The organism is Paenibacillus sp. J31TS4 (assembly GCF_018403265.1).
In the GTDB taxonomy this organism is placed as follows: domain Bacteria; phylum Bacillota; class Bacilli; order Paenibacillales; family NBRC-103111; genus J31TS4.
In genome coordinates, this window is the sequence record NZ_BOSI01000001.1 from 1,548,077 (window position 1) to 1,568,177 (window position 20,101).

24 protein-coding genes are annotated in these 20,101 nt (G+C 49.2%); 9 read left to right on the forward strand and 15 right to left on the reverse strand.

Going from position 1 to position 20,101, the window contains the following annotated elements; translation table 11 throughout:
• Positions 1-62 precede the first annotated feature (62 nt).
• Together KJS47_RS07155 and KJS47_RS07160 are read left to right on the forward strand one after the other, a co-directional pair.
• On the forward strand, positions 63-404 hold the full coding sequence (locus KJS47_RS07155) for an MmcQ/YjbR family DNA-binding protein (protein ID WP_213524005.1): 342 nt from the start codon (positions 63-65) through the stop codon (positions 402-404).
• Positions 405-508: 104 nt separating this feature from the next.
• The gene (locus KJS47_RS07160; protein WP_213524007.1) at positions 509-892 is read left to right on the forward strand and encodes a hypothetical protein; all 384 of its coding nucleotides are present in this window, start codon (positions 509-511) and stop codon (positions 890-892) included.
• A gap of 210 nt (positions 893-1,102) precedes the next feature.
• On the opposite strand, the gene KJS47_RS07165 is transcribed toward KJS47_RS07160, so the two are convergent.
• From KJS47_RS07165 to KJS47_RS07190, 6 genes are all read right to left on the reverse strand, one after another.
• A complete protein-coding gene (locus KJS47_RS07165) occupies positions 1,103-2,593 on the reverse strand; it encodes a sodium:solute symporter family protein (RefSeq protein ID WP_213524008.1) in 1,491 nt (496 codons plus the stop codon).
• Positions 2,593-2,823 carry a DUF3311 domain-containing protein gene (locus KJS47_RS07170; protein WP_186381963.1) on the reverse strand — a complete coding sequence of 77 codons (231 nt, stop codon included), beginning with the start codon at positions 2,821-2,823 and terminating at the stop codon, positions 2,593-2,595. Before KJS47_RS07170 ends, KJS47_RS07165 begins: the two co-directional genes overlap by 1 nt.
• 145 nt (positions 2,824-2,968) lie before the next feature.
• Entirely contained in the window at positions 2,969-3,430 is a 462-nt protein-coding gene (locus tag KJS47_RS07175; protein WP_076170412.1) for a RidA family protein, read from the reverse strand.
• Positions 3,430-4,641, reverse strand: a complete 1,212-nt coding sequence (locus tag KJS47_RS07180; protein WP_213524010.1) for a M20 family metallopeptidase — start codon at positions 4,639-4,641, stop codon at positions 3,430-3,432. Before KJS47_RS07180 ends, KJS47_RS07175 begins: the two co-directional genes overlap by 1 nt.
• Before the next feature lie 26 nt (positions 4,642-4,667).
• Positions 4,668-5,759: an alanine racemase gene (locus KJS47_RS07185; RefSeq protein ID WP_213524012.1), complete on the reverse strand. Its 1,092-nt coding sequence runs from the start codon at positions 5,757-5,759 to the stop codon at positions 4,668-4,670.
• Between the two features lie 354 nt (positions 5,760-6,113).
• Positions 6,114-6,782 carry a helix-turn-helix transcriptional regulator gene (locus KJS47_RS07190; RefSeq protein WP_213524014.1) on the reverse strand — a complete coding sequence of 223 codons (669 nt, stop codon included), beginning with the start codon at positions 6,780-6,782 and terminating at the stop codon, positions 6,114-6,116.
• A gap of 543 nt (positions 6,783-7,325) precedes the next feature.
• On the opposite strand from KJS47_RS07190, the gene KJS47_RS07195 reads away from it, so the two are divergent.
• The 6 genes from KJS47_RS07195 (at position 7,326) to KJS47_RS07220 (ending at position 12,271) form a co-directional block, all read left to right on the forward strand.
• On the forward strand, positions 7,326-9,119 hold the full coding sequence (locus KJS47_RS07195; RefSeq protein ID WP_213524016.1) for an alanine--tRNA ligase: 1,794 nt from the start codon (positions 7,326-7,328) through the stop codon (positions 9,117-9,119).
• 129 nt (positions 9,120-9,248) lie between these two features.
• Positions 9,249-9,734 carry a DinB family protein gene (locus KJS47_RS07200; RefSeq protein WP_213524018.1) on the forward strand — a complete coding sequence of 162 codons (486 nt, stop codon included), beginning with the start codon at positions 9,249-9,251 and terminating at the stop codon, positions 9,732-9,734.
• Between the two features lie 142 nt (positions 9,735-9,876).
• Complete coding sequence (locus KJS47_RS07205; protein WP_213524020.1) at positions 9,877-10,323, forward strand: VOC family protein; 447 nt, start codon at positions 9,877-9,879, stop codon at positions 10,321-10,323.
• Between the two features lie 169 nt (positions 10,324-10,492).
• Positions 10,493-10,918: a hypothetical protein gene (locus tag KJS47_RS07210; protein ID WP_213524022.1), complete on the forward strand. Its 426-nt coding sequence runs from the start codon at positions 10,493-10,495 to the stop codon at positions 10,916-10,918.
• 32 nt (positions 10,919-10,950) lie between these two features.
• Positions 10,951-11,235: a GNAT family N-acetyltransferase gene (locus tag KJS47_RS07215; RefSeq protein ID WP_213524024.1), complete on the forward strand. Its 285-nt coding sequence runs from the start codon at positions 10,951-10,953 to the stop codon at positions 11,233-11,235.
• 118 nt (positions 11,236-11,353) lie between these two features.
• Positions 11,354-12,271: a VOC family protein gene (locus tag KJS47_RS07220; protein WP_213524026.1), complete on the forward strand. Its 918-nt coding sequence runs from the start codon at positions 11,354-11,356 to the stop codon at positions 12,269-12,271.
• A 10-nt stretch (positions 12,272-12,281) separates the two neighbouring features.
• On the opposite strand, the gene KJS47_RS07225 is transcribed toward KJS47_RS07220, so the two are convergent.
• The 8 genes from KJS47_RS07225 to KJS47_RS07260 all read right to left on the reverse strand — a co-directional run bounded on the left by KJS47_RS07225 (position 12,282) and on the right by KJS47_RS07260 (position 18,307).
• Positions 12,282-12,662 (reverse strand): VOC family protein, encoded by a 381-nt coding sequence (locus tag KJS47_RS07225; protein ID WP_213524028.1) that lies wholly within the window; start codon positions 12,660-12,662, stop codon positions 12,282-12,284.
• A 16-nt stretch (positions 12,663-12,678) separates the two neighbouring features.
• A complete protein-coding gene (locus tag KJS47_RS07230; protein ID WP_213524030.1) occupies positions 12,679-13,116 on the reverse strand; it encodes an SRPBCC family protein in 438 nt (145 codons plus the stop codon).
• A 56-nt stretch (positions 13,117-13,172) separates the two neighbouring features.
• Positions 13,173-13,739, reverse strand: a complete 567-nt coding sequence (locus KJS47_RS07235; RefSeq protein WP_213525005.1) for a TetR/AcrR family transcriptional regulator — start codon at positions 13,737-13,739, stop codon at positions 13,173-13,175.
• Positions 13,740-14,196: 457 nt separating this feature from the next.
• On the reverse strand, positions 14,197-15,450 hold the full coding sequence (locus KJS47_RS07240) for an FAD-binding protein (RefSeq protein WP_213524032.1): 1,254 nt from the start codon (positions 15,448-15,450) through the stop codon (positions 14,197-14,199).
• Positions 15,451-15,771: 321 nt separating this feature from the next.
• Entirely contained in the window at positions 15,772-16,446 is a 675-nt protein-coding gene (locus KJS47_RS07245; protein WP_213524033.1) for an MBL fold metallo-hydrolase, read from the reverse strand.
• Positions 16,447-16,497: 51 nt separating this feature from the next.
• Positions 16,498-17,079, reverse strand: coding sequence for a TetR/AcrR family transcriptional regulator (locus KJS47_RS07250; protein ID WP_213524034.1), 582 nt, complete (start codon positions 17,077-17,079; stop codon positions 16,498-16,500).
• Between the two features lie 298 nt (positions 17,080-17,377).
• Positions 17,378-17,914, reverse strand: a complete 537-nt coding sequence (locus tag KJS47_RS07255) for a hypothetical protein (RefSeq protein ID WP_213524035.1) — start codon at positions 17,912-17,914, stop codon at positions 17,378-17,380.
• Positions 17,915-17,935: 21 nt separating this feature from the next.
• Positions 17,936-18,307 carry a DUF3139 domain-containing protein gene (locus KJS47_RS07260; RefSeq protein WP_213524036.1) on the reverse strand — a complete coding sequence of 124 codons (372 nt, stop codon included), beginning with the start codon at positions 18,305-18,307 and terminating at the stop codon, positions 17,936-17,938.
• 335 nt (positions 18,308-18,642) lie between these two features.
• Between KJS47_RS07260 and KJS47_RS07265 the strand changes: the two genes are divergently transcribed.
• On the forward strand, positions 18,643-19,455 hold the full coding sequence (locus KJS47_RS07265; RefSeq protein ID WP_213524037.1) for a VanW family protein: 813 nt from the start codon (positions 18,643-18,645) through the stop codon (positions 19,453-19,455).
• A gap of 197 nt (positions 19,456-19,652) precedes the next feature.
• Here the strand turns inward: KJS47_RS07265 and KJS47_RS07270 are convergent, their stop codons facing one another.
• On the reverse strand, positions 19,653-20,024 hold the full coding sequence (locus tag KJS47_RS07270; RefSeq protein ID WP_213524038.1) for a winged helix-turn-helix transcriptional regulator: 372 nt from the start codon (positions 20,022-20,024) through the stop codon (positions 19,653-19,655).
• Between the last annotated feature and the right edge of the window lie 77 nt (positions 20,025-20,101).

The following is a 20,101-nucleotide window of genomic DNA, read 5'->3' on the forward strand; positions in this document are numbered from 1 at the left end:
GAAGGTTGTCCATAATAGTGGCGAGTAAGACGCGATGAGGTTTATTGCGGAGGTGATCTCAAATGTTATCCATAAGTGAAATTCGTGAAGTGGCTCTATCGCTGCCTGAAGCGGAAGAGGTGGAGCATTGGGGGAAAGCTTCTTTTCGAGTGAATAAGAAGATCTTTGCTGTTATTCAGGACGATAAGAAGACCCTTACCGTGAAAATAACCAAAGAAGAAAGAGCGTTCTATATCCAGATGGCCCCTGAAATCTACAGGATCCCGGATTCGTTCGCCAACCTGAACTATATGCATATCAATCTCGATGCAGCGAAGGATGCGGAAGTAAAGGACTGCATTCGAAATGCATGGGGATGCGTTGCTTCTAAGAAAGCAGCAAAAGATTATTTTGAAAACCGTTAGTGCGCGCCAGTCATGGTAGGAATTATTGCTCTGCTAACGGGAACGAGAGCACGGCGGTGGATCCGATCCACCGCTTATTAGGTTGCTCTAAAGGGAGGGTACACATGTACATATTGATAGCAGCATCCGTATTCTCTACCTTAATCGGAATTGTAATTCTTTTTCAACTTGCTTTGGCTGCAGGAATGCCTTGGGGAAGTTTAGCAATGGGCGGGAAGTTCCCTGGAAAGTATCCGCCAGTTATGCGTTTAGCCTCTATATTTCAGGTCATCATTCTGGCGTTACTAGCCTCGGTCGTGTTAAGTAAATCAGGTATCATATTTACGGATTGGAATTCGGTTGCAGATTCGGCTATCTGGTTTGTTGTGACTTTTTCAGCGCTTGCTACTGTATTAAACTTTATTACAAGGAGCAAATGGGAAAAAAGGATCTGGGCACCCGTATCTTTGTTGTTGCTTATTACAAGTATCGCTATAGCCATTGGGTAGTTATTTATTCTACAGGTTCAAATCCCCCCACTACATATAAAAAAGCCGGGAAGTCCATCTTCTGGACGTTCCCGGCACGAAGCGCCGTGTATAACGAAAAATGCCTATCAAATGGCAGTCCATCAATTAAGTGGCCCCTTGATCTAAAGGTTCACCATGGCCATAACGATATCTTTCTAACTTTTCCCGCTGCTTGTTCACAGCACAGATTCATGCACCCTTGACAGCCGCACTCTCGGCAGCGGCGCTGTCGCGGCTGGCGGACAAGGATCGGGTTGCTGCGCTGACGATCAGGGAAACCACGATGTTGGCGAGCAGCGCCACGATCCCCACGTTCAAATCCTGGAACCAGCTCGGGGCCGCAGGGAAAAAGGTGCCCATGGTGGCGCCGATCAGATTGATATAAGCGACGATCAGGACACCGACCGTCACTCCGGCAAACACGCCGTACTTGTTCAACGGATTCCGTTTCATAAAGCTTGTGACCACCGCCGGCGTAAGCTGCGACACAAAACCGTACCCGCTCAGCATCAGCAGCAGGATCGCCGAGCCGCTGTTGAACGTGAAGATGAGCGCGACCGCGGCCACCACCGGCACCAGCCAGCGCGCCAAATTCATGACCGCGCGGTCCTCCGTCCGCGGGCGGAGCGCTTTGACGACGTTGTTGGCGATCAGCGATGCCGTCGTCATCAGCAGCATCGATCCCGGAACGATCGCCGTCAGCAGCCCGGCAGCGCCAAGGAGACCGACGACCCAGGGGCTGAAAGTCTGCTTCACGATGGCAAAAATGGCGATGTCGTTGTTGCTGACGCCATCCACCTGCAGTACCGCCGACGTCCCGATAAACAGAACGAACAGCGTAAACAGCATGTATAGCGGGAGCATGAGCGTATTTTTGCGGATGGAGCGCGCATTTTTGCCGGAATAGGTGGCGATGAAGGCGTGCGGCCACATGTAATATCCGAAGGACAGCAGAATCAGGCTGGATACGTACCAGGACGTGCTGTACCCCTTGTCCTCCAGGCCGAGAAAACCGGGCTTGGCGTTCTCCACCGCCCGGAACATATCCTCAATGCCGCCATAATAGTGAATCGGCAGGTACAAACCGAGAAACACGACGACCACCACGATGAGGATATCCTTGATGACGGCGGTCCACGCCGAGCCGTGAATGCCCGAAATCATCACATAGACCGTGACGGCGATCACGCCGATCCAGATGGCGGCGGTCGGGGAGATGGCGCCGTACGAAGCCTCGGAAATGATCAGCCCCAGCCCCTTCAGCTGGATGATCAGATAAGGAATCATTGAAATGAAGCCGACGACCGCCACGAAAATGCCCAGAACCGGACTGTTGTATTTTTTGATAAAAAAGTCGGATTGGGAGATCAGATTATGCTCCTTCCCATACTTCCAAATCTTCGGCAGCAGCCAGTATCCGATGATGAAATTGAGCATCGTGATGTTATAGAACGCAGCCCCGCCGCGCCCGAAAGCCCAGCCGCTGATGCCCATCAGGGCGTTGACCGTATACAGCTCGCCCGCCATCAGAAGAAAAATAAACGCCGTCCCGAATCCGCGTCCACCGACGGACCATTCTTCGAGACTCATTTTTTTGCCTTTCGACGCCCGGATGCCGAGATACAGCGCCAGAACTAGAAAAATGCCGATAATCGAGATGGAAATAGCCTGATGTGACATTACTCCGTCGCCTCCTTCTCTTCTTCCAGGTTGTCCGGATTGAGCCTATGAACCAGCAGCATGATGCCAACCCCAAGGAGGATCCACAGCACCATCCAGAACAGCAATAAAGGCATGCCGAGTACGAACACATGGCGTTCCTCGAAAATCCGATTCATCCAGATGACGCCGAGCGGCATCCCCAGGTATGCAATAAGAGACAGCAGATATAATGGAACCTTGCTCTTCATCGTTCGATCCTCCGGTTCGTTGATTTTCAAGCTTCGGTCTGTCAGATTAATAATCTGATCATTCTCCGGAGTGGTGGTTCATTGGGTTGAACCCCCTCCTTTTTTTGTATGAAAATAGCTCTCCCGGCAGTCTGCTCTACCGCCGTTATTCGATCTCGACGATGATCTCCACCTCGACCGGCGTATCAAACGGCAGCTCGTTAGTCCCGATCGCGGAGCGCGCATGTTTGCCCTTCTCCCCGAACACTTCGATCAGCAGATCCGACGCCCCGTTCAGCACGTAAGGCTGATCTTTAAATCCCGGAGCGCTTTGGATGAAGCCGAGCATCTTCACCACTTTCTTCACCCGGTCCAGGCTGCCCAGATGGGCCTGCAGCGACGATAAAATGTTCACGATGCACCGGCGCGCCGCCTCTTGCCCCTGTTCGATCGTCAGCTCTTCTCCAAGCTTGCCTTTTAATATCAGCTCCCCGTTCTTGCGGCAATCATGACCCGAAGTGTACAGCAGATTTCCTACCTGATTTACGGGAACGTACGAGAACTTCGGCTCGCCGACCGGCTCCAGCTCGATGTTCAGTTCTTTCAATCTCTCTTGAATGCTCATCATCATTCCTCCTGTAATGGTTGTTGTTGAAGCAGCCGCATGGCGAGCTGCATGTATACCTTGGCTGCGTCCGTGATCTGACGGACAGGAACCCGCTCATCCTTCACATGGGCTTGGTCCAGCGATCCTGGTCCGAATATAACCGTCGGTATGCCCAAGTCAACGGACAGAAACGGCGCCTCGCAGGTCGCTTCGAAAATGCCGATGGCGGACGGGTTCCCGAGAACATTACCGGTGACCTCCACCAGCGCCTGCACAAGCTCATGGTCCTGCGGAATGGTCGATGCCGGTATAAACAAGTAGTCGTCTACTTCGTAGGTGACTGCACCAGTTCCGGCACTTAAGCCTGCGCCTGAGCTTGTGCCTGCAGCTGCATTTAGCGCCTCCTTCAGTTGCTCCAGCGCCTGCGCCGCCGTCTCGCCGGGGATAACCCGGCGGTCGACCTCGATCTCGCAGTGCTGCGGCACGATGTTCGGCGCCGTCCCGCCCTTGATCTGCGTGACGTTCAGCGTCGCGTATCCGAGGAGCGGATCGGCGCTCTCTTTGAGGCGGCTTCGAAGCGGCTCCAGCGCCGAGATGAGCGCCGCCATCTTCGGAATAGCGTTGTCGGGCTCCAGCACCTTCGCCGCATGGCCGGCGACGCCCGCCGTGCGGATCCGGTAGCGGCCGACGCCTTTATGGGCGGTGCAGATGCCGAGCCCGGTCGGCTCGCCGATAACGGCGAAATCGGCGTGTATGCCGCTGCGCATAAAGTGGCGCATGCCGACATTCTCCCGCTCTTCGTCCACGTTGAAGAGCAGGATCAGCTCCCCGGCGAACGGGCAGCCGCGCCGGTGCAGCAGGATGGCCGCGTACAGCATGGCCGCGACGCCCGACTTCATATCGGCCGCACCCCGGCCGATCAACTCGCCGCCCCGGACGACGGCGGCAAACGGGTCCTCGCTCCAGCCTTCCCCGGCCGGGACAACGTCGAGATGGCCGTTGTACAGGAGCGCCGGCCCTTCCGCCGCGCCCTTCAACCGGGCGACCACATTCGGCCGATGCGGTGCGGCCCACTGCAGCTCTGCTTCGATCCCCTCGTTCCGGAGGAGCTGCAAGACGTACCGGGCGGCCGCCTCTTCGCGCCCCGGCGGATTTTCGCTCGGGATGCGGATCAGTCCGCAGACGATATCCAGCAGCTCCTGCTCGTGAAATGAATCAAGGTCCTTCCCCATGAATCCCAGCCTCCTCTCTATACCGCTTAGCTGTTCTTGCCCCTCGCGTCGATCCGTATCTTCTCGACCGGCATTCCTCCGCGGAAGCCGACGATTTCATCGCACAGATTCGGAAGGACGCAGGCATGGTTCGGGATAATCGTCAGGTTCTGGCCGATGTGAAGCGATACGGAAGCCGGATCATAGCTGAGGAAGCCGTGCTCTTCATTCAGCTTGAAAATTTCAATGTCGGGATGCTCCACGATGTAGCCGAAACCTTTAGAGAATGGCATCGTGTCCGTGGTGAGCGTTTTGGATCCCGCGTCGATGATCGCCCGGCCCGGAGCCGGAACGCTGACGACCGTTGTGATCACCCGCAGCGCGCAATCGTCCACCGTGATCATGCCCATCGACAATTGCCCCACGTCGTGGAATATGTAATTTCCGGCGCGGATCTCGGTTACACCCTCCAGCTCCCCTGCGAACTTGGACGACAGCGACGAACCGCCGCTGACGACCGGAACGTCGATCCCCGCTTCCCTCAGTAGATCGGCGGTATTCTTCAGGGTAGCCGCCTCCTGGCGTGCCGTGCTGCGGATCTCTTCCCGGCTCTCTTCGCCGTAAATCTGCCCCGCGTAGGACAGCAGTCCGGTGATTTCGATCCCCGGCAGGCTTTGGATCCGCCGCGCAAATTGCAGCGTGTCCTCCCCAGGCTGGCGGCCGCAGCGCCCGATGCCCCCGTCCACTTCAATGTAGAGCGGTATGCGGCGGCCGAGACGCTCACCCACCTCCGACACCGCCGTGGCGCCTTCCACGCTGTCGGCGACCGTCGTTAATTTAACCTTTTGCGCCAGTTGATACAGCCGCTCTTGCTTGTCTTCGCCAATGATGGGAAAAGCGATCAAAATATCGTCGATCCCCGCTTCAGCCATCACTTCCGCTTCTCCCAGCTTGGCGCAGGTGATGCCGGTGCTTCCGGCCTCCAGCTGCTTGCGGGCAAAATAAACCGACTTGTGGGATTTGATGTGCGGACGGTGCCGGATCCCGGCTTTTCTCGCTTCCTCCGCCATGCTGCGGATGTTGCGTTCGGCGATGTCCAAATCCACGATGACGGCAGGCGTTGATACGGTTTGAACCATCTTGCTCCCTCCTTGAATGACACAAAATCTGGATATAGATGTGCCCTTGTGATAGGCTCGCTGAGACAATCAAACTCCAAACCAACAAAAAAATAATTAGATCAAAAAAATATTTTTTTGATTTTTCACATTATGAATCCCTTCGCTGCGTATTGTCAATATATAATTTCTATGATTTATCACAAATCGAATGCGCTTTCAATCCATGATAAGAAAAACCTGAAATACAGGCTTACTCTTATGCAGCACCGTTTCCACTTATGTTCATGCGATTGCGCAGACTCCTTCTGCCCTTGTCTGTCACTTTGCTATTCGAAAATCCATCCGGCCCTTGGCCTGGGCAGCCTCTCCTTGCTATACCCTGTTTTTCGGCATGCCTTTGTCCTGGTTTGCCCGAATATCGTCGAGATAGTTATACAGCGTAAACTTGGAAATATCGAGGAACTGGCATACTTTATCTCCCGCCTTTTTCACGAGAAAAGCGCCGCGCATATCCAGAAACTGCACCGCCTTCACCTTGTCTTCCTTGCTCATATGCGAGACCGGCTTGCCGATTTCCTTCTGGCATTCCTGCAGCAGGTAATCAAGCAGATCGTTCACGTCGTTGACGAATACCTCTTTCACTTCCTGATCGAGGCTGTGCATCGTCAGCGAGCGGATCGTATTCTCCGCAACGAGCAGATCGGAAATATCCAGGTTCATGCAGAGCGCTCCGATCGTCTCACCCTTGCTGTTCTTAAAGTAGGTTGAGGAGGAACGCAATATTTTGCCGTCCTTCGTCTGGGTGATGTAGTTGTAGCGGTCTCCCTCCATCACGGTTCCGCGCAGCACCTCCAGCCCAAGATTGCTGCCGCAGTCCCCGACCTTCCGCCCGGTAATGTGGCCGTTCTCGATCGCCACGATCGTGCTTTCGTACCCATGCGTCAAATCATGAAGCACCACTTCGCATTTCTCCCCAAATTGGGCGGCGATGGCCCGGATAACAGGCAGCAGCACATTCAGCTGATCCTTGATATGTTCCATAGATCCCACTCTCTTTAATCTGTCGTCTAAAAATAATTTTGAATATCAAAAAAAATTTCATGTACGACTAGTTTCTTCAAAATCGTTCCTTTTGTCAAGACATGACGGCAGATCCGCGGCAGGACTATACGAAAAATGATAAGAACAGAAGAAGCAGCACATCCTGCTGCTTCTTCTGGGTTCGGACCTTAAATGCGAGTCCCAACCGCATAGGGTTGCTAATATACTCGATTGACATCTGAATTATAACTGGCTACAATACCAATAATTAGGAAATATTACAAATGAAATCAATGAATGAACAAAATATGCTACATTTCGTTCAGAGAGGGATGTTTTGGTGTGAAATCCTACGAAACTTAGTATGTTGCCGGTTCAGGAGTGCGGTTAATGCCCGCCGGTTTGACTCGTTATAGTCAACAAGAGCTGATTGTTTCGCTATGCGCGAGGACAATAACTTGGGTGGTACCGCGATTAAAATCGTCCCAATATTTGGGGCGGTTTTTTTGTTGTAAAAATTCGGAATGGAACGGGGTAATATTGATGAAATTGTATACATCCGATGAAATTAGAACGAAGTTTATTCGGTTTTTCCAAGGCAAGGGTCATGAAGTCATTTCAAGTGCTTCTGTTATACCCGATAACGATCCAACAGTTCTGTTTACGACAGCTGGGATGCACCCCCTGATCCCGTATTTGCTTGGAGAAAAGCATCCTTCTGGAACGAGGCTAACTAATATTCAGAAATGCATACGTACTGTTGACATCGACGAAGTCGGTGATGATACCCACTGCACCTTTTTTGAAATGATGGGCAACTGGTCACTGGGCGATTATTTCAACCAAGAATCGATTGCGTGGAGTTGGGAGTTCATCACATCCCCCGAATGGCTCGCAATTCCCAAGCAAAAAATTGCGGTTACCGTGTTCGAAGGGGATGCTGATGCTCCTCGTGATCAGGAGTCGTATGACATTTGGCGTGAATTAGGTCAAGATGAGAAAGAAATTTTCTTCCTACCCAAAGCCGATAATTGGTGGGGCCCAGCAGGTCAAACAGGTCCTTGCGGTCCTGATACAGAAATTTTCATCATTTCGGATAAAGAACGTTGTGGTCCTTCCTGTTCACCAGCCTGCGGTTGTGGGCGTTATATCGAAATCTGGAACAATGTCTTCTTGCAATACAACAAAAGGGCAGATGGCCAGTTTGAGCCGCTTGATCAAAGAAACATCGATACGGGAATGGGCTTAGAGAGAGTATTACTTGCATTGAATGGCGGAACTGTCTACGATAGTGATCTATTTACTTCGATATTCGCTCAAATTGCAGCATTGTCGGAGGCGACATATGTAGATCAGCCCAAAGCGTATCGAATCGTTGCGGATCATACCAGGACGGCCGTATTTATCCTGGGTGATACGTATGGCGTTACCCCGTCTAATGTCGACCAAGGATACGTACTGCGCAGATTAATTCGTCGGGCTCTTCGATTCGCAATGGAATTGGGTATTCAGGAGGGCAGTTTGGCAAATGTCGCTAACGCAGTAATTGAGAAATACGAGCTCATATATCCGGAATTGCAAAGGAACCGCGATAAGATTATTAGGGAGTTCCAAGCGGAAGAAGCACGTTTTCAGAAAACACTCTCGCAGGGACTTCGTGAGTTCGACAAGCTTACGATTTCGTTGGAGAATGATCAACTAGATGGCAAAGCAGCATTCAAACTTTACGATACGTACGGGTTCCCCATCGAACTGACGATGGAACTGGCAAAAGAGCGTTCTATCGTCATCGATCTGGAAGGATTTAAAGAAAATTTTCAGAAGCATAGAGAATTATCCCAAGCTGGAGCAGCCCAAAAGTTTAAAGGCGGCTTAGCGGATCATTCTACGCATACAGCTAATTTGCATACGGCAACTCATCTTCTACATGCTGCATTACGAAAGGTGCTCGGCGAAGAGGTAGCTCAAAAGGGCAGCAATATAACGGCTGAGAGGCTGCGTTTTGATTTTTCTTTCCATCGCAAAATGACGGTAGAGGAAATCGCGGCAACCGAGAGGCTTGTCAACGAAGCGATTGCCGAGGGCGTTGAAATTATCTCCGAAGAGATGACACTGGAAGAAGCGCAGAACACAGGGGCTATTGGGTTATTCGAGAGTAAGTATGGTCAAAAGGTAAAGGTGTATTCGATGGGGAAGTTCTCTAAAGAGATATGTGGCGGTCCTCATGCAGCGAATACGGCAGACCTCGGTACTTTTAAAATTGTTAAGGAAGAGAGCTCGTCGTCCAGCGTTAGGAGGATAAAAGCAATACTTGAAAGCACTGATGCTTTACGCTAACGGGTACGAGAGCACAACAACGCAGGCTGTCGGCAAAAGGTCGGCAGCCTGTTAAACTAACGGGCAGGAGTATTGAATAAGTGAGCGAACTTAAATAACCATAAAAATCGTTTGCGATGGAGGATTGTGATGAAACAGCTTATTTTTGAATATGAAAAAGGCTATGATTTGATCATGCAAGCCATTGAAAATGTTTCAGATGAGGAACTGAATTATAAGCCTACACCTGAGCAATGGAGTATCAAACAAATTATTATTCATCTAGGTGATTCAGAAACGGTTGTTATTAATCGAATGAAACGAATAATAGCAGAGGAACGTCCTTTACTCGCTACGATGCAACAAGATCTTTGGACGGAAAAACTGGATTATAGTAACCTCGACCACGTCCCGTATTTACAACTCTTTAAACTGCTTCGAAGCACAATGGCGGAAGTATTGCGTGGTTTGAGCGATGATATTTTTGCAAAAATAGGTATCCATGATGAACTCGGCGAAATGACTCTGAGTGACGTAATACAACGCTATACTGCTCATGTGAGTGGGCATGTGGACCAAATAAATGGAGTTAGAGCCGCATACCGTAGTGAACAATTTCATGGCAGTAGGCGGTGATAACTAAACCGTGCTTGTTGACGGCATGAATCGCCTCCTGGTATCAAACGTGTTCATTGGATCGGCGTAACTTCCGAGAAGTGCAACCACCTGTATTTCCGGTAACGGCAATGGTAGAGAAAAATGCTTTAGGAGGTTTTCCATGGTGAAAAACCGCTCTGTACCGACCGATTGCGTTCTTCCGCACGTCTATTATAATAACATGCCCGATGCGCTTATTTGGTTGAACAAGGTGCTTGGTTTCGTGGAGCACTACCGCATCGAGCTCCCGGACGGACAGCTCCATGGTGTCATGATGCACCATGGCGATGCCTGGATCATGCTCAAACAGTCGGGCCGAACGCTGACGAGTCCAGCCAAGCTCGGCGTGTCCACGCTATCGCTTATGGTGTTCGTCGAAGATGTCGATGACCATTATCGCCGCGCGAAATCTTCGGGTGCTCAAATCGTGGAAGAGCTTTTTGACACGGAATACGGAGAACGCCAATATGCTGTGCTAGATCTAGAAGGTCATTTATGGGAGTTCTCGCAACACATTCGAGATGTTACTCCCGAAAGTTTTGGAGCGAAGTTTGCTGATAAAGGATAAGACTACTATAACTTAAAACAGAGATGACGCGGCTGCCGGTGTGGGGATCGGCAGCCGTGTTGTGCTAACGGGCAGTTCAGTTCCAATCGAAAGCGGACTTGCTGCCGTATGCCGGCAAGCCTGTTTCGCTCTTCCAATTCGGAGCGTTTGATGATAAGGGGGAGGTTATTTGCATCCAATAACGGTGATTGAGATTACAATGTCGGGTGTGTTTGTATGTATCCTTTTTCTAATCGGGTTATTTCTGCCCAATAAAATTAGGAAGTTGGGTTTCATCATCGCAGCTTCCATTTCTTTTATCCTACTAGTATCTTTCGTTGTTCGTCCCTATTGGGTTGATTATCAAGTATCCAAGAAAATGGAACAGTTGAATCAATATCTTGAGAAAAAGTACCCAAATGAACAATGGGAAATCACACGACAAATAGGGCGGCAATACAATCCATATCACTTGAATGTCGAGTTTGAAAACGAGAACGGTTGGTTTTACACCTACTCCATGGTAGATATAAATACTATTTGTCAAAAAAGCTGGGCACCGCCGGAAGGGAAGTTTCCCGGTGAAGGGAAACACTATGAAGGACATTGTGAATAACCCGGCGTTCGTGCTAATGAGGGGAGAACGAAATGATTAAAGAATTGATGCATGAGAATGAATGGCTTGATGCATTTCCATTAATGAATGAATTACGCACTAATCTAAACCAAAGTACATATCTTGATTTGCTTCGGAGCATGAGTGAAGAAGGGTATGGTGAAAAACTACTGGCACATATCCATCAGTACGCGAAGTTAAATGGTTGCGGAACTGTGGCATTAGAATCTGGATTATCACGTGTTGATGCACATAAGTTTTATGAAACGAAGATGGGCTACGGAAAACTTGGTTATTCGTTCAGTAAAGTTCTCTAACCGTACCTTACCGGTTCATGCTGTCCGTTCAGGACAGCAATTGAAAAGAAACATGATGGCTATCCTTATGTTAGAATTATTTAAAAATTGCGAATTCCGCAAGAAGGAGGAACCTATCATGAAGTCTCTTCGCCGCCCCATCACCCCGCACCTGTGGTTCGATAAGGAGGCAAAAGAAGCCGCCGATTTTTATTGTTCCGTATTCCCGGATTCCAAAATGACGAGCACGACCGTCTTGAAGAATACGCCCTCGGGCGATTGCGACCTCGTCTCGTTTACCATCTGCGGACATCCGTTTATGGCTATTTCTGCAGGACCGCATTTTCAGTTAAATCCTTCCATCTCGTTTTTTGTACATTTCGATCCGTCCCGGGAACCCGATGCAAGAGAAAAACTAGACGAGGTGTGGAACAAATTGTCGATAGGCGGCACCGCGCTTATGCCGCTTGGCAAGTACCCGTTCAGCGAATGGTATGGCTGGATCCTGGATAAGTACGGGGTCACTTGGCAGCTCATGCTGACGAATCCGGAAGGAGAGCCGCGGCCCACAATTGTTCCGTCCTTGTTGTTCGTGGGCAGTAACTATGGCAAGGCGGAAGAGGCGCGTGAGTTCTATCTGTCGATCTTCCGAAATGCCAAACCGGGCGCACTCCAGCGGTTTGGCCCTGGCCAAGAGCCGAACAAAGAGGGGACAGTGATGTTCACCGACTTCATGCTGGAGAACACCTGGTTTGCGGCGATGGACAGCGCGCTGGAGCATCGGTTTAACTTCAACGAGGCGATCTCTCTGATCGTCAACTGCGAGACGCAGGAGGAAATTGACTACTACTGGGACAAACTCTCCGCCGTACCCGAGGCCGAGCAGTGTGGCTGGCTCAAAGACCAATACGGCCTTTCTTGGCAGATCTACCCCGTATCGCTTGAAGAGATGATAGCCAAGGGCACGACGGAGCAACGCGATCGCGTCACGAAGGCGTTCTTGAAGATGAAAAAGTTTAACCTTGCAGAATTGCAATCAGCCTTTCAAGGTCAGTAACAAATGAGGGCTAATTGACGCGATGAACCATTTCGTATTTATTTCCGCAAGGATCTTCAAAATAGACGGCGTAATAGGTCGGGCTAATCGGGAATAGCCGGGGGCCGCTGTTTACATCGCCCCCGTATTCTTTTACCAGCTTAGCAACACGATCTACTTCCGATCGATCATTCGCCCAGAACCCGATTACATTCTCATTTGGTTTATGGCCGGCATCCTCCGTGATAGCGAAATAGGGGACGCTTGGAAGTTCCCCTTCAGCGGCAAACACCTTCCAGTTCGCGCTGTGAAAGGTCTGTGTAAATCCCAATTCAGGCAGAAGCTTTTCATAAAAAGGCAGAGCGGCTCCCAAATGGTTTACCCGAAGATCGATATGGCTGAACTTATTCATTCAGTAGTTCTCCCCCTTAAAAGGATTCCTGACTTGTCTTTTCCTTTATGGCAGCGAGCGCTTCTTCCCAATACATCTTCATTTGTTCCCGTATCCCCGGATGTTCCAGATTCTCTTGATGAAAGCTGATCGTTGTTCTGTCGGGCTTATCGGAGATCAGCCGGATTTGCAGCGTGGATGGTTTGCTCCATCCTGTCTTTTCCCACTTCAGGCGAAGCTGTTTCATCGGTTTGACCACCCTGAATTGTACCGAAATTCCCTCATCGGATTGGAAGGCCTCTCCCTCCTGCAAGGCACGGAAGGAAACCGTCCCAAGCCATAATTTCATCCCTTCCGAGGAGGTAAGGAATGCCCATGCTTGCTCCGGCGAAATCGGCAGCGTCCTCCGAACCCCGATTTGGAAGCCAGCAGACGCGGTTTGCCCTACCATTCTGATTGTTTCGGATTTTTTCATCCTGACACCTCTCCCAGTAAGTTTGTTAGCACTAACTAACTCATTGAGCAAAAAAATTATGGGGTCAAAGCTCTAACAAATAGCTCGATACTTGAATTCATAAACTGCGGTAGCGTCACTTTCGTCATCGGCTTGCCGAATAGCTGCGACAGGAAAGCTCCGTAATTCATCCACATGAACGTGATCGCCTGGGTTTCCGCATCCGTAACGATCATTTTGTTCTTCCTCTGCATCTCATGAAAATAATCCGTTAACAACTCCAGCAATTTACGCGGATGCCTCTCCGCCTTCTCACGGATGCCAGATAGTTCGTTGTCCCCTAAGACGATAAGAAACAATTTACGGTTTCGCAGCATGACTTCATGGTACATTTGGCAAATGGCAAGCAAGTCCGCTTGCAAATCCCACTGGATCTTCTCTTTAAAAAGCGCTTCCATCTCAATCGAGTAATGATAGTGATCCACTGCTTGTTCAAGCAAGTTTTGCTTGCTTCCGAAATTGCGGAACAAGGTCATCTCACTGAATCCGGCAGCAGCTGCGATTTCTTTCGTCGATACACCTTTGTATCCTTTTTCAGCCATCAAATCGATGGCCGCCAGCATCAATTTCCTTTTCGTGTCCATGGTCGTCGTGTTCACCGAATCTGTACCTTCCTCTGCTTGATTTGCGGAAGTTTGTTAGTGCTCACTAACATTTGACTCCATACTAAAGCTAATCATCACGAAAGTCAATCTATTCTGCTTTGTCTCCACAGAACGATTCCATTCGATCGAAGCGAGATGCATCATTTGACAACACAATCCTTCTTCCACATGCTCAAACCGGACCTTCTCCAGAAACGGATTCGATTTCTTTTTTTTCGTTTGTTCTAGAAACCGCCTAAACCACTCTTCTGTCAAAAAATCGGGCTGCCGGATCATAATCGTATACTTCAAGTTGGTCTTATCCGAAGCCGGCTTGGTCCGGTCCACCAAGTCTAGTTTAACCGCTAGCCTATGACAACAGTATGCACGGTCAAGGTATTTATACTTGGTGAAGCCATGTTCCTTTGCGGGATGGCATCTTCTATCCAATGCTTCTTTACCACAGATACCGATCCAAGAACGAATTGCGGAACTTCCCCTGCGGATCGCAGCTAGCTGCGAGGCTTAGGAAGTCACTGTGCTTCTCATAAAGCGACTTCAATCGTTCAGGCGCCATTGTGAACAGCTTACCCCAGTGCGGGCGTGCCTCATAGGGATCGAGTGCTGCTTCGATCAGCGGCAACACACGCTCAACCGCCTCACTGTGCGGCTTCCATGTAAAATGAATTCCGATGGAATCACGTCGATAGTTTGGGCTCATCCATAGCTGATCGGCGGCAATTGTACGCACTTCCGAGATATATAGGTGCGGAGCGATACGATCCCGCAGCTTGAATATCGCCTCTAACGCAGCATAGGCATGGCTTCGCGGCACTAGGTACTCGCTTTGCAGCTCCTCTCCCGCACTAGGAGTAAACGCCATCCGGAAATGCGGCAGCCTCTCGTGCCAAGGGCCTCTTTTTCCTAGCTGCTCACTGCATGGCTCCGCAGAAATGTCCGGTACGGGATGCAGCGGTACCGTGGCCCTCGTCGCCCCGTAGAAATCATCCTCGACGAACGTATCATCCACGCTGGCGAGTCGTTTCAACCACACCTGATTGAAGCGATCGCTGCTCCAATCGGTAAATAGGCTGACGCTGTACGCACTCGAGAAAACATCGTCGAATTGGCTTTCCAGCCTTGATAGGGCCAGATTCTCAAACAACAGCTGGCTGATAGCGAAGCTCGGCACGATGTCGAGTGTCAGCTTTGTCACGACGCCTAGTGCTCCGAGACTGACGATGGCTCCGTCTGCTTCCGGCTGTTCACCGCGTGTAAAAATGATAGCATCCCCGGTTGAAGCAACAATCTCAACGGAGCGTACGGAGGTAGCGAGATTGCCGTTCCGGTCCCCCGAACCATGTGTACCCGTTGCACAAGCGCCAGCAATCGTAATGTGCGGAAGAGAAGCCAAATTATGCAGTGCATAATTGTTTGCGTGCAAATAACTAGCCAACTCTCCATACCGGATGCCGCCTTCCACTGTGACGGTTCCGCTAGAACGGTCAAGCTCTAATACTTGATTCATCTTCTTCAGTGAAACCAGACTGCCGGACGTATCGGCAATTCCGTTGAATGAGTGACGCGAACCAAGCGGTCTAATTTTATGGCGTTTCGCCACCCATTCCTGGAGCTGCTCCATCCGCTCAGGCTCGAACAGCTCCGCAGCACTGTATTGGTAATTCCCCGCCCAATTGCGCATCTCTTGCATCGTAGTCTTCCCTCCATTCTACGCTGTGCTTTGCTGAACGTTATCCGTTACTTACTTATGATAGAATTCAGCTTAACGGAGCAAACCAGCATAGATCGTTTCATGCCCAGAATCCCCCAAACCTCGCCAATCATCGAGGTACATTCCACATAAATTTCTTCCTGCTTCGGAAAATGATCCATATTTTCACCCCCCCTTACCAACAAACAGTAAGTAAGTTTGACTTTCTGGATAATATCAATAAAAATTGCCTAATTTCGGAATGGATCTAGATAAATATTAATTTACCCATCGCCGTTGAGCAACCAACTAGTTCGGGTATCAAGCTAATGACCGGTCTTTAACCAAATTTCTATATTGAAGCGAAGCTTCTTTCACGACTCCGCAATGGGAGCAGGCAGTTAACTCCGGCTGCAATCTCTCGACAATCGCTCCACTTTGGAGGGATTCCTCCATGTTTGCCGTGAACTTATGAATCGGTTTACGAAGCTTACCAAAAAAAGCGGTAAATAAATCGCCGGCAAGCAAGATACGATCCTCAGGATGATAATAGGCAACATGGCCTAAGCTATGTCCAGGTGTAGGGTAAGGGATCAATCCGCCGTAGTCTCCTTTCAAGTTTAGAGGTTCCAGCTTATTCTTAGCAAACGGCGGGATGTCTTTATTCTTGCTTCCTTCTCTCAGCGTGGTATAGGACCTTTCCCCGGTGAGAAATGGAAGTTCGATCTCGTGTGCCGTAATAGGGACGGCGATTTCTTCAGTCAGCTCGTAAAGCATTCCGACATGGTCGGTATGCCCATGAGTCAGCAAAATGCGAGTAAGGGGATGCCCCCGGAATGTGGTGCGCAGCTCTTCACGCAGCGAACCCCACATGGAAGGAACTCCCCCATCCACCAAGGTTAATCCATCGCGATCTTTGACTATCCAAACCATCACGGGCAGCGGCCAATAGATGGATCCCGCCCAAACATGACGAGTCAATTGCTTCCACTTCATACGTCTCAACACCTTTCATTTTGTACATATCGGTACATAATGAGAAAAAAATTATTGGATTGTACTTAAAAGGACACGCACGCTATTTCGCACAAAGGCTTCATCGGGTGCAGTTTTGATCACCACATTTAATCCAACTAACGCCATCGTTAAAAAATGCGAAAGGGACGAGACGTCATCATGCATCGGAATTTCACCAGTCTTCCTTCCATTCCTTAAGGCATCTTCAAATACGCCGGAGACCTTTTCTTGAAATACGCGTCCTCTAGTCGCCATATATTCATCATGTGCCGCCAATTCCGTTATGGAATTGATAAAAAAGCACCCGCGTTTAGCCGTCGGATTCTTCGATGCTTCCACAAAATGGGCGAAAACGGCTTCGATCCCTCGAAAACCCGATCCGTTTTTTTCCAACAACTTTTGCAAGTTGTTTAAAAAATTCTGTTGATACAGGTTGAGGGCCAACTCAAACAGCCCACGCTTATCTCCAAATGCCGCATACAGACTCGGCCGGTTTATTCCCATCCTTTTCGCTAAATCCGCTACGGTCGTTGCCTCGTATCCGTTCTCCCAAAACAAGTCCAAAGCATCGTTTAATGCTTTCCTTTCATCAAACTCTCGCGGACGTGCCATCTCTTCACCTCATTTTGTACAGTTGGGTACATAACGAAGGTACAACATTTCTATTCCCTTGTCAATAACTGGAAGTTATTTACTCCCCACAAAGTGAGGCCTATCCTTGGAGGCTTATTCCGAGGCCTTTGCAGGGCCCCCCCGGTTCCCTCCCCTCCACTGGTCGTGCGGACGAACCCCGGGGTTCGAAGCTTCCCCTATCTCCACATAACAAAAAACGTGACCTCATGCGGTCACGTTCTTGTTGGCATTTGCCGCCGCGTTTGCCAAGTGATTGGTTAATGATTAGTGATCCTTGTTATGCCGATAGGTAGCGAACCAAACCCAATATGGCAAAACAAAATAAAGCTATACCAGATCCTATACCAGTGATTGCACTACTGGCAACGCCCAATTTGTTGGAGCCCCATGGGGAGAGTACCGAAATTGCTATCATAACGACTGCTAATATATACAAGCTGGGGTCTTTAAAGATGCTTACTAACCAGAAAAAATGAACACCTACGATAAATGCAATCCACGGAGCGACATAATCCTTTTTTTTACTTCGGATCAACAAAAAAGCGCCGAGGCCAGCTAGAATAAATTCCGTATAGAAAACAATTAGGTAGTTCTTATACGAGCCCTTTTCTGACAATGTAGTAGCCGAATCCCAATGCGTCACGCTTAGATACACGCCAATCAAGCACACTAACAATGCAGCTCCGGAAGCAATCCCGATATACTTGCGCCAATGTTCTCTAGGTTTCTCCTGAGCCCACCCGAACCAAACAAAACTAAACATACCGAAAATCGCTGCGTACATCGCATAGTCCCTTATATAGTCGGTTTCCATGGCCCCTCCTTCTGACAAATCTCAAAAAGATGCTTTGAACCCGGTATTCCCTTCTTTGTGTTTCGGTTGATCCAAGGGATCGTTCCTTCCAGAAAGCTTACCCCAAGAGGATTGAATGATTGTTGAGTCCCTCTTCCAATAGGTATAAATAATGTCCGGTTCATCTTTAAAAACGACTTGCATAACATAGGGCGGGGCCTTTGAACGTTTCGTTGTAAGCTCCAATATTTCGTCTCTTTGATAACCTTTTTCTCCGATTAAATATTTTGTTACTTCTTGTTTTAACGTATATCTTTGAACCTTGTCATACACATATACAGAAATAATGGGAACTAAGATAATGGCTGCAACTATACTAAACAACCCGAATATTAGTAGACTTCTCTTTTTCAATCGACGAATCTCAGCATGGATCTCGGCCTCACTTAGCTCGTAAAGTCATTACTTATCCTCCCCTCAGTCTTCCGTTCCGTGTGAACGAACCTTGGAGGCTCAAAACATCCCCTAACCCACCAATCAGATGATAATGCTTCAAATACAGTTTTATGAATAATGTTATTGTAATATAATGGAAATACATTAGCACCTCCGAATAGGAAGGCGAATGGTGATGGCGTCTGCAGGTAAAGATTCCTTCTATACAAAGTTTGGATTTCATATACATGAAGGAATAAAACAGGAATGTTCAGCCGGTGGGGGTTATTATCCAGGAAACGGAGATTCGTTCCATGAAAAAGATCTTATTGCGCTATTTTCCTTTTCTCTATAAGGCAAGGATTCAGCAGCTTATATGGAAGAGACGGCTTGCCCTCTTAAGGTCCCCCACTCCTTATGCCCGCGACAGAAGATCGGAGCCTTACGGCTTTGTTTGCAAACGTCATAAATCCATCTTAAGGAGAGTTTTGGCTCACTCGAATCCTATCCTGCAGGAGAACAAAATAAAAAATCTCGCGATTGCCCTTCCCCATATCGATGGAATCGTAATCCGCCCGGGGGAGACTTTTTCGTTTTGGCAGCTTGTCGGGAAACCGACCAAGGCAAAGGGGTATATCGACGGGCTGATGCTGTCGAATGGTGAGGTCCGAACGGGAACCGGCGGAGGATTATGTCAGTTGGCCAATATGTTATTTTGGCTGGCTCTTCACACTCCTCTTGTGATTAAAGAACGGCACCATCATAGCTTCGATATCTTTCCCGACGATAGGCGGGTGGTGCCTTTCGGGACAGGCACCAGTATTTTTTACAATTATGTCGATTTGCAATTTTACAATCGGACCAACGTATCCTTCCAGTTTCATCTGTGGTTGACGGATGAATTCTTAGAAGGGACGATTAGCTGCAGCGAGGAATTGAACGCATTTTACAAGGTAGAAGAGAGAAATCATCGGTATTACCAAAATCAGAACAAGTGGTACAGGGGAAACGAAATCTGGCGTCTGGAAATCAACAGGCACGACAATACGCTTGTTCAGGAAGCCTTGATCATGACGAACCATGCCGAAGTAAGATATGAGAAATTCAACGAGGCCGAGTCCGGGTGAAACCGGAAACAACCATACCCTCGAATCCGAATAGGCTTTGCGGGTCCTCCATAAGTAAAAAACACGCTTCTTTAGCGTGTTTTTTTATTTATGGTGGGGCTTCCGTTCTGTCCGTGCGACCAAGCCCCTGACCTCATCGCTGCCAGCGATAGACTCTCACGCATTGACCGACCCACTCCCATAAAGGTTTCAACAGTTTACTCCTCTCGAGGCCCCTCTCCCCATCGGATCGCCCAATTCTCCATCTCCTTAAGCGCGGCTTGAAAATCGAGTCCTTTCTCCGTTAAGGAATATTCGACGGTTACAGGGACGCTCGGGTACACTTCTCGATGCACAATCCCGTTATTCTCCAGATGGCGAAGCACATTCGTCAATGACTGCGTGCGAACAACAGCAACATCCCGAAGCAATTGCTGAAATCTTCGCGGCCCTTTGTGCAGTTCGGCGATAACAAGAAACGCCCATTTTGCCCCCAATATTTCTAGGACCGAGCAAATATGAGGATATCCCGATTCCCTATGGCGCCTATTCTCACTTGGAAATCGCTGTTCATTCGTTAAGTTATCCATTCGCCCTCCGACAACTTACTATTAGTAAGCTAGTCTATTATTTTGGATTACGTCCATTTGATTTGCGTTCTTACATA